The sequence below is a fragment of the Mesorhizobium sp. M4A.F.Ca.ET.050.02.1.1 genome (assembly GCF_003997725.1).
Taxonomy (GTDB): domain Bacteria; phylum Pseudomonadota; class Alphaproteobacteria; order Rhizobiales; family Rhizobiaceae; genus Mesorhizobium.
The window spans coordinates 1-9331 of record NZ_RZSG01000179.1 but is presented as its reverse complement, the minus strand read 5'-3'; the positions used below and the strand labels follow the sequence as shown (position 1 = coordinate 9331).

Genomic DNA, 9331 nt, shown 5'->3' with positions numbered 1-9331 from the left:
CCGCGCCGAGCTCGCCGGTCGCCCCTACGAGCTGGTGTCGGTCGCCGGCGGCTGGCAGCACCGGACGAAGAAGGTCTTTGGCGACGCCATCCACGCCGCCTTCGGCAGGCCGGAGGGGGAGGGTGCAAAAGAACTGTCGCAGTCGGAGGCGCTTGTCCTCATGTGCATCGCCTATTTCCAGCCGATCACGCGCGGCGAGTTGTCGAGCTTTTTCGGCAAGGAGGTGTCGCGCGATCTGATCGGCGTGCTGCGCGCGCAGGGGCTGATCGCTTCGGGGCCGCGCAGCCCACAGCCGGGCGCGCCCTACACCTATGTGACGACGAAAAATTTCCTGTCGCAGTTCGGGCTCGACACGCTGCGCCAGCTGCCGGATTTCGAGGCGCTCGAGGACGCCGGGCTGCTGTCGAGGGAAAAGCTTCTGGCCGGCGACATCATGCCTGAGTTTTCCGATCGCGATGAGGGATAGGTCAGGTCAGTTGGCAATCCAAAGGCTCTTGAGCTCGTGGCCGACAGCCCACTGGGCAGAGGTCTGAGTTTCATTGCATTTGGTCTCATAGGGGTCGCGAACCATTTGGAATTCGTTGTCGACGACGGCGCCGAACAGGAAGCACTCGTCCTTGTACTGGCCCCGCTCCGCGCTCGCCATCTTGACCGTCGCCTTGACAACGATGCCGTCTAGATTGCGACCCTTCCAATTGACGGTGCCGTAATCCTCCACCGCGGAGATCACGTCTGTGGCCTTCCAGTTGTCTTGCGAAAGGCCCGCGTTCCACTTTGCGAAATCAGGGAACAGGGTCTCCACATTGATCCCGGAGGAGGTGTTGGCCTTGTCTGCGCTACCCAGGACGGTCCTCTTCAGGCTCTCCGAGAACAGGTTCAGCAATGCGGTCGCGGCAGGTCCGTTTTTCTGGCGCAGATCCAACTGGCGGGCCGATTGCGAGCTCTTCTCGTCTGCCTCGCGCTGGGCAGCGATTTTCTTCTCCTCGTCGGCGGCCACGCGCTTGGCCTCCGCAGCTTTTATTGTTTCCTGCTTGGCCGCATCCAGTTTGGCCGCGGTGCTGGCTGCTTCGCTACGGTCGAGCCACACCGGGGCGAAGACAAAATGGACGCCGTCGCGCGCCAACGCTTCAGAGGTGGCTTTCAGGTTGGCGGCCGACGCGTAGAGTACCCGGCACTGTTCGTGCCGTACGTCCTCGTAGGCTTTGTCGATCGACGGATATGAGACCGTGCTTCCCGACATACCTGCGAAATCAGCTATCTTGCCAATTGTCGCTTCGTGCACCGCAGCATTGCCATCGACTACGCTGCAGATCCGGTCGGACGAACTCGTTAACAGGATGCCACCAAATCCCTCGCGTGTTCCTGACGCTACCTCCTGAGCGATCTTCAGGGCCAGTGTCTGGTCTGACTCCATGCGGGCCCTAATGTCTTCGAAGCGGATAGGATCGAACACCCGGAACGTCTTGTCTTCCATCCCTTCGAGGTAGGCCGCCTGAAGCGTTGGCGGGGCCTCCAGGAAAGTCTTGCGCTTGACCAGAAAGAGGTCGGCGCCATCGAGATCGTTCGCCCCGCAGTCCGACTTGACGTTTATTGCCTTGCCTCCCAGCGGGTCGATGGCAGCGAGAAGGGCTTTGTCCAAGGCAGGTGTCCTCTCTGGGCCGAACAAGCAGATCCACGCCTGGTTCTTCGTCAGCGAGAACTGTCCGGATATCGTGCGCAGGAGAGAAGGTGCCTTCGGGCCTGCATTGTAGAGGATGACCACGTCCTCTAGCGGGCCGCGGAGGAGCGCCTTGTTCAGTTCGGTAACTGCATAAGTTGCGCTGTTGCTCTCCTGGCTCGCGCTGTTTTCCGACTGGCTGTCAGTGGCCTTGGCAGCATCCAGTTCACCCGCCAGGGCCTGCCGCGCGATCATCGCCCGCACGCCTTCTTGTGCGTCGGTCAGCGAGTCCAGATCGTTCGTGTCGGAGATTTCGTCGAGTGCCTTCACCTCCTCAACGACCTCGGGAAGCTTGGCGGATGTCAGATGACTGCTCATCCAGTTCTTGAGCGGCTGGCGGTCGGCCTGGAGCTCGGCGAAGATTTCTGCCTTCTGCTTTTGGATCGCCGCGGCGCGCTCCTTGTCCCTCGACGCTGAAAACTCGGCGTAGCCGGGCACGGCCATGAGCAGGTTGGTCAGTCGGAGCGCCGAACCGTTCAAGGCATCTGTGGAATCGGTCTGGACTTGCGCGTTCAGCGCGGCGGCCTGGCCAGCGATCTCGACCAGGTTGGAAGTGTCAGGGTTCAACTTCAGGAAGGTTTCGGCATCAGATAGCAGCGCTGCTGCGGCAGCTCTCGCGGCTTTCAACTTCCGGGCCTCCGACTTGTCGTACGAGGCCTTGTCAGAAAAGCCCTTCTGCTTGGCGTCGCGGTAAGCGGCGGGGTCGGAGAATCCCGACGCGCGATAAGCGACCAGCTCCGCCCTGTTTTGAATGCCAAGCTGCAGGGCGGCTCGATACTCATTGGCTGCATCGAATCCACCTGTCTGGGCACCTTGGTATTCATCGCGGTTGCGAAAGCCACCTGACACGGCGGCATCGTAGTCACGCTGCGTCATGAAGCCCATGCTCTTGGCTTGCGCGAATGCGCTCGCCGAAGTGAAACCGCCGGCCTTCGCGTCGCTGAAGCTCTGGGCATCCGTGTAGCCGAGAGCTCGTGCGTCGTTTCGCTCCTGGTCGCTGTGGAAGCCGTCGCCTGCGTTACGTTCGATCTCCGTGAGGCTGTATTCTGTAAGCAAGTCCCCGGTCTGCAGGTCAAAGCGCGACTGGTACACTCGGAAGGCTTTTACCGTCGTTGGTCCGATCAGGCCGTCGACAGGGCCGGAATAGAGGCCAAGCCTCGACATCGCCGCCTGGAGCCGTTGGACAACCCTGAGATAGTTGGGCTGCGTCGCAAAGTCGAACGAGGCTCCTCTCTGGTAGGACATCCAGACCAACCCGTCCAAGCCGTCCCCGCGCGAAAGGAACGAATCCTGAGGGATGATGTGCAGTTCCTTGAGCGCGGCCAGGTTCGCCTTCGCTTTGTCCTGGTAAAGCGTCCCGGCGACGACCGCAAAAACTCCGTTTCTGCTATGCGCGACCAGCGTTGGTCCTAGGGTCGGTGCGTAAGACTGCGCAAGGGCGATTGCCTCTTCTTCACCAGGTCGGCTCGATACAACGAGCCACAATGCATTTGACTGCGGAGGCCTGAATCCCATCGGCCGCACAACTTGTTGGCCGTTCTGGATGATCTGGATAAAGTCGGAAAGCGATGATGCCGAGCTCCTAGCCGGCAAAGAAGCAGCCACCAACAAGGCAGCGACGCCCACACTGCACACGCGACGCATTGTAATCCCCTACACAACCCCAAGACCCATATTCACGAATCCTTTGGGCTAAGCAAGAAGGCGGCAGGCCTTTGAAGTTTTATGCTTACCGGGGATAGCCAAGAGATTGGGCGTCAACAGCGGAGGTCCGTCTCGCGGGATGTCCTAGGAGTTACGCAACCCCGTCTGGTCGTGAATGGCAACACCCGCTACGACCAACGGTAGCGTCCTCATCGCTGCCCGTGCTGATCATATTGACCGACATCGTCGGCACTTCTGGGATAGACCTCAGACGCAGGAACCTCGGCTGGGATGCCTCGGCTGCGCCCTCATGTCGCTAACCGTTGCCGATGATCTTGCTGGCGAAGGCAACGCCATCAGCCGTCAGAAACAGGGTGAGCGCGATCGAGATGCGGAGCATCAGGTAGCTCATTGCGGCGTCCTCCTTTGGAACGCTGACGCTTGAAATAGGCATTTTAGCGGTCTTTGCAAAGTATGGACTCGACTGGCAAGCGCGTTGAAAGTGAGACTGGTTTGACAGCACTTTGTCGAATAGGCCGTTGATTGTTTATTCCGAGCCGCGCATTATCGTCCGGGGTGGGATACGACAAATTGCCGAAAGCTGCTGAATTAGACTTCGTGGTGGATGTTTCGCCACAATTTGAAGAGCACGCCAATTCGGCGATACTTCGCCTTCAGTCACTTTATCCCACGTGCCGGTTCACATGGCGCGACGGCGGGATATCAATCAGCGGTTCGAGCGATCTCTCCGAGGAGCGGCTTCGCAAGGATGTTTTGCACGCCGTCTACCGCGAGAAAATCTACGCCGAAACTCTCACCATGCGCCAAGCGCTCGTCGCCGCGGTCACAAGCTGATGAACGTCTGGCCGCTAAAATTCCGCGAGATGTCAGACGGTTCGGTGCTTTTTGCCGACGATGCAGGCGGATTCTTCAAGTCGAGCCACGGCTTCCTGGATAGGTACGCCGCCGATAGCCTGACTGCGGTCGACGAAACGTTCGTCAGGGAAGGGGCTCACGGATTCGATCGGGAGTTCGACCTTCAGTGGACGTCGTTCGCCTATAGGTGGGCCAGGCGGCAGGCAAGGCCAACGAGAATGAACTACGTCATCCTCGTGCCGACGCTTAGGTGCAATCTAGCCTGCGGTTACTGCCAGGTCTCCCGGGCTGCCGAGAAAGCTCGTGGATTCGACTGGTCGAACGAGACCCTCGCCAGGATCCTTTCGTTTCTCGACGGCTTGGACGGTCCGGATATCAAGATCGAGTTCCAGGGTGGCGAGCCCTTGCTTCGGGTCGATCTCCTGGAAGTCGTTCGCGACTTCTGCCGCGGAAAGTTTTCTCGGTCTCAATTCGTCGTTTGCACGAACCTGCAAGCACTGGACGAGCGTGCATGGGCCTTCCTGGACGCTGATGACACATTCATCAGCACGTCGCTTGACGGCGATCGTGCGACGCATGAGCGTCAGCGAACCCACGGCAGTGCAGTCACCGATGTCTTTTTTCGAAATCTCGAGGCAGCCGTCTCCCGCTATCCGCAAGGGAAGATTTCGGCCCTGCCCACTGTGGATGTCGCCAACCCGCCGGATTTTGACGCGCTGCTGGACAACTATGAGCGCTATGGAATTCGGTCCGTCTACTTGCGCCCGGTAAACCACCAAGGATTTGCCAGAAAGATCCATCAGGGCGACAATGTCCTCGATCGCTGGAATCGCCTGCATACCGAATTCATCGACCGCCTCATCGCCCGCAACCATCGGACCGGGCGCTTCATGGAAGAGTATTATTTCAGCCAGTGCTTGAAGCGTGCTCTCTGCTTCGGTGCCGACAGCCACGTCGATATTCGCAACCCAAACTTTTTCGCCTCCGACTACATCGTCATAGATCACGACGGCCGCTTCTATCCGACCGATGAAGCGCGCATGCTGTCCAGGATCGGCCAGATCGATCTTAGCATTGGCGATGTCGCGACAGGTATCGATCGCGCAAAGGTCAACGTTCTCAATTCCGGTGCATTCAACCACTTCGACCCAGATTGCATTCACTGCGCCTATCAGCCGTTCTGCGGCACTGACGTGATCGACGACATCTCCCGGTATGGCCGAATCGACGCCCCGCGGCCGGACACATGGTTTTGCGGCCGGCATCTGTCGCTGTTCGACAAGGTGTTCGAGGTCCTCTACCGCAAGGACGAACCTGCCCGTGCCTCGCTGGCAGCCTGGCTCGGCGTGGGCGGCTGGGACGACAGCATGGCACCGGCACACCAATGATACCTCTTCGCATCAAGGTTGAGACAAACGCCGATCAGCTTTTCGTGGTCCGGCTTCGCTCGTTTGAGGCTGATCCCCGCGAACAACTGAACCCTTTCGACGTAGCGCTGGAGCGGGTCGGCCCGGAAGGCGCCGACTATTCTGGGGAGGGTGGCTCGATACGTATCCTTGGCATCGATCCTTCCAAGGTCGACGGAGACGTGATGCTCGTGAACCCGCGGCGGGGAACCGCGGACCGCATCATCCGCCGTTCGTCGCCCCACAACACCTTGCTGGTAACCGAGCGGTGCGACCAGGTGTGCCTGATGTGCTCGCAGCCGCCCAAGAAGCATCATGTCGACCTATTCCCCTATTTCGAGACGGCGGCGTTGCTGGCTCCGGAAGGCACGACAATCGGGATTTCCGGTGGCGAGCCGACGCTTTTCAAAGCGCAGTTGTTTGAGTTCCTGCGCAGGGCTCTGGACGCGCGCCCTGACCTATCCTTCCACGTTCTGACCAACGGCCAGCATTTCGATCCAGATGATTGCGAGGCGATAAGACGTATTGATCGAGGAAGGGTGGTTTGGGGTATCCCGCTCTATTCCCGCGATCCCGTGGTCCATGACGAGATCGTCGGGAAAGCCGGCGCGCACGAGCGACTGTTGGAGAATCTTGCACTTATGTGCCGCCTGGGTGCCCAGGTAGAGCTCCGCACCGTGCTGATGCGTCCGAATACTGATGGGCTGCCCCAACTGGCAAGGTTCATCGTCTCTGCTCTGCCGTTCATTCGCACATGGGCAATCATGCAGATGGAGAACATCGGCTTTGGCCGCATGAACTGGAAGACGCTCTTCTACGACAGTTCGGAGAGCTTCGACGTCGTCGGTCGTTCCCTCGATCTCGTTAGGAGCCGCGGGATAGATGCCTGGCTCTATAATTTCCCGCTCTGCACGGTGCCGGAAAAATACCGCCACCTGGCACCTGCCACGATCTCGGACTGGAAGCGCGTCTACCGGGCCGACTGCGTTGGATGCAAGCTGAAGGACGAGTGCGGCGGATTTTTCGAGTGGCATCCGGCAAACCACGGATACGGCAATTTTGGGGCTATCCAATGAAGAAGCGGCTTTTCGCCATACCGTCGCTGCTTGCGGCGGGATTCCTGCCAGCCAATGCACAGGCACTGCCGACCAAGCCAAGTTTGGACGGCGACCTCGGAAGGACGAAATCTCTCTTCGATATCTTCAAGCTCGACCATCTGTACACGCTGGCCGGACATAGCAGTCACAGCAGCCATAGCTCGCACTCGAGTCATAGATCGTCGACGGGCGGCTACTCCTACACCCCGCCGGCGCCGAGTGAACCAGCTCCGCTGTATAGCACTCCATCGGCCCCGACACCGACTTACCAAGCGCCCGCGATCGCGCCATCTCCGGCGCCGCTTAGGGTCCTTCCCGGTAATGCAAACAAATTCACAGAAATCGTCCAGGAGGTCCAGACCGCGATGCTCGCATTCGGCTACTACAGTGGCGAGATAGACGGGCAGATGAATCCTGAATTAAGGTCTGGGCTCCAGCGTATGCAGTCTGATTACGGGCTGAAGGTGACCGGGACGATTACGCCCGAGACGCTAAATGCGCTAAGGATTGAAGCGCGCTAGCTCCTACACCATGCCGTGGCCACTCTGCATAAGAGCAGGGAGTTACAATTCCAGGAGCTCATCACAGGGCATCAGGAGGAATCCCGGGCGCCCAGATTTCGGGCCCAGGCAACCAGGAAACTGCCAGCCCATATGACTGACAGAATCCATTACAGCGCATGCGAACTCAACGACGTGCCTGCGAACCTGCTCGAGATAGGCGACGTCGATCGAAGTATCGAAGACGCGGTTCTTACGGTCAACGTAGAATGGGATTGATCGACCCGCCATCGGGAATGCGCCAAGAGCCATAGCACAGAACGTTGCGTAGCTCGGCTCCTGCGTGACGATGCGCCGGGAGCGGCGGCATTCGCCTTGTTCAAGGGGCCGCTAAATAGGGCCTCCGAATCGATCGAGAGTCTTCATTTGCGGCTAGTTCGAGACTGCACCCGTTCCAATTGACTTCCGCTGTCGATGCTCGAGCACTAAGACCTGTCAGGCCGCCGTTGGCCCCGAAGGCGTCACGGCGGCTCCGCGCCTCATCGCTGACGTTTGAGTAACTGCGTCTTCTGCTGGAATCGGACACTTGCAGCTGCGAATTTGACTAGAACCGGGAACGCCGCCTCCTTCATTCTGTAACGCTACCCTCCAAACGTTTAAGCGCCGCCAGCGCGTGCCGCGCGAAGCGATGAGCCCGGGTTCGGCCTCGAAGCCTTTCGACGTCGCTTCGATCCCCACAAGTCGCGACCGTGTCGAACGCGAACTTTATTCCGTCCTCCCTGTGCGGGACGCGATGGTAGAACTGAGCATCGATCCCGTCGTCGATGAAGCGTCGTGATACCGCCAGGCAATCCGACGGATAGCCTGCCACGAAGTCCAAAGGCGGATACGCATCGACCCTCTCGGTCGGAATAAACCGATCGCTTAGTGCCTTTTGAATCTCGCTCAGGCAACCGACGACCAACTGAGCCGGCATTTCACTGAGCCGTGCCCAAGCGAGCCGTGCTGCCTCGGCTTCCGTGGATCGCTTCGCCTCGATGGCATAGATCAGAAACCGGATTGCGACGAGGCACGCTTCTTCCGACGTTGTTGGATCAACCGGCTCCAACCCGGCATGATGTCGACCGACAAACCGGGTCGCGGTCGCAAAGGCGCCCCATTCCTCCTGCGCAAACGGGTTTGTCGTGCTAGGCAGGCCTGTGAGCGGCCGCAGCAAGGCTGCGTCGGCAGGATCGCCAAACGATGCTACCTCCCTGGTAAGCCAGTCCAAGCTCGTTGAACTTCTGATATCCGAAGCGCGCAGTGCTCGGCGATAGAGGCGTCGCCGCAACTCTTCGTCCAGACTGTAAATTTCCTCGCCATAGATGGAGTCGAACGGATGATCGAACATCCTCAAGCACAGCGAGAGAGCAAGGTCATGGTCGACGACATCCTCATCATCAACAAGCACGGACGCCAGCTCGGCTTTGACATGCTCCCGTGAACCCTCGGCCTCAACATCAAGTGCGCCGAGGATCTTCAGCGAGTCGACGATACTCGAATTGATGGCCCAGTTTGTCGGGCTCACGTCGAGAGCCTGGATAGCTTCGATCAGGCGTTCGAGCACCTCCTGCGGCGCCCGACGCGCATAGCCAATTGAACCCAGCATGGCGAGTTGAACGTGGTATGGCTCCCACCGAAACCGTTCGCGAAATAGATAAATCAGTTGCTCGGCGAACTCACTATCGTTGCCATCGAAGAACACCCGTCGCCCCTCCAGCAAGAAATGGAGTTGGCCCGAAGTCAGTTGCTCCACCTTGATCGGGAAGGCTCGCTCGTCTTTTGATGCTGGTTCAAAGCCGCGCTGCGTTGATCGGGCAACCTCGGTAAATCCGATGGATTCGCCGAACCCGTAGTACGTCAGCGCGAAGCTTTGACTTCGGATCGGATATCGCTCTTCGCGAGCAAAATCTGCCCAACGGCCCCGCTCTGTCGCTAACCGACTGTCCATCTCCGCACAGAGCCTAAGGAAGACGTCGAGGCCAGATCCGCGGTCGGTCGCCTTGCCGTCCGCGGATCTGGCCTCGACGTCTTCCTTAGGCTCTGTGCGGA

Annotated in this window: 7 protein-coding genes; 5 read left to right on the top strand and 2 right to left on the bottom strand. The window is 59.3% G+C overall.

Annotated elements, in window-relative coordinates; genetic code table 11:
- Window positions 1–466: SMC-Scp complex subunit ScpB (locus EOA33_RS14450; RefSeq protein ID WP_145989141.1), on the top strand; the 466-nt coding region annotated here is incomplete at its 5' end.
- A 6-nt stretch (window positions 467–472) separates the two neighbouring features.
- Here EOA33_RS14450 and EOA33_RS14445 read toward each other — a convergent pair.
- On the bottom strand, window positions 473–3361 hold the full coding sequence (locus EOA33_RS14445; RefSeq protein WP_127405922.1) for a peptidoglycan-binding protein: 2889 nt from the start codon (window positions 3359–3361) through the stop codon (window positions 473–475).
- 591 nt (window positions 3362–3952) lie between these two features.
- On the opposite strand from EOA33_RS14445, the gene EOA33_RS14440 reads away from it, so the two are divergent.
- Genes EOA33_RS14440 through hxsA form a run of 4 tightly spaced genes read left to right on the top strand, consistent with a single transcriptional unit; the run spans window position 3953 to window position 7261 of the window.
- Window positions 3953–4216, top strand: a complete 264-nt coding sequence (locus EOA33_RS14440; RefSeq protein WP_127405921.1) for a hypothetical protein — start codon at window positions 3953–3955, stop codon at window positions 4214–4216.
- The gene (gene hxsB / locus EOA33_RS14435; RefSeq protein ID WP_127405920.1) at window positions 4216–5625 is read left to right on the top strand and encodes a His-Xaa-Ser system radical SAM maturase HxsB; all 1410 of its coding nucleotides are present in this window, start codon (window positions 4216–4218) and stop codon (window positions 5623–5625) included. Before EOA33_RS14440 ends, hxsB begins: the two co-directional genes overlap by 1 nt.
- Window positions 5622–6719, top strand: coding sequence for a His-Xaa-Ser system radical SAM maturase HxsC (gene hxsC / locus EOA33_RS14430; protein ID WP_127405919.1), 1098 nt, complete (start codon window positions 5622–5624; stop codon window positions 6717–6719). The genes hxsB and hxsC overlap by 4 nt, the downstream gene beginning before the upstream one ends.
- Complete coding sequence (hxsA, locus tag EOA33_RS14425; RefSeq protein WP_127405918.1) at window positions 6716–7261, top strand: His-Xaa-Ser repeat protein HxsA; 546 nt, start codon at window positions 6716–6718, stop codon at window positions 7259–7261. Before hxsC ends, hxsA begins: the two co-directional genes overlap by 4 nt.
- A gap of 607 nt (window positions 7262–7868) precedes the next feature.
- Here hxsA and EOA33_RS39035 read toward each other — a convergent pair.
- Window positions 7869–9331 (bottom strand): hypothetical protein (locus EOA33_RS39035; protein ID WP_190234273.1); only part of this gene is annotated, 1463 nt, incomplete at its 5' end.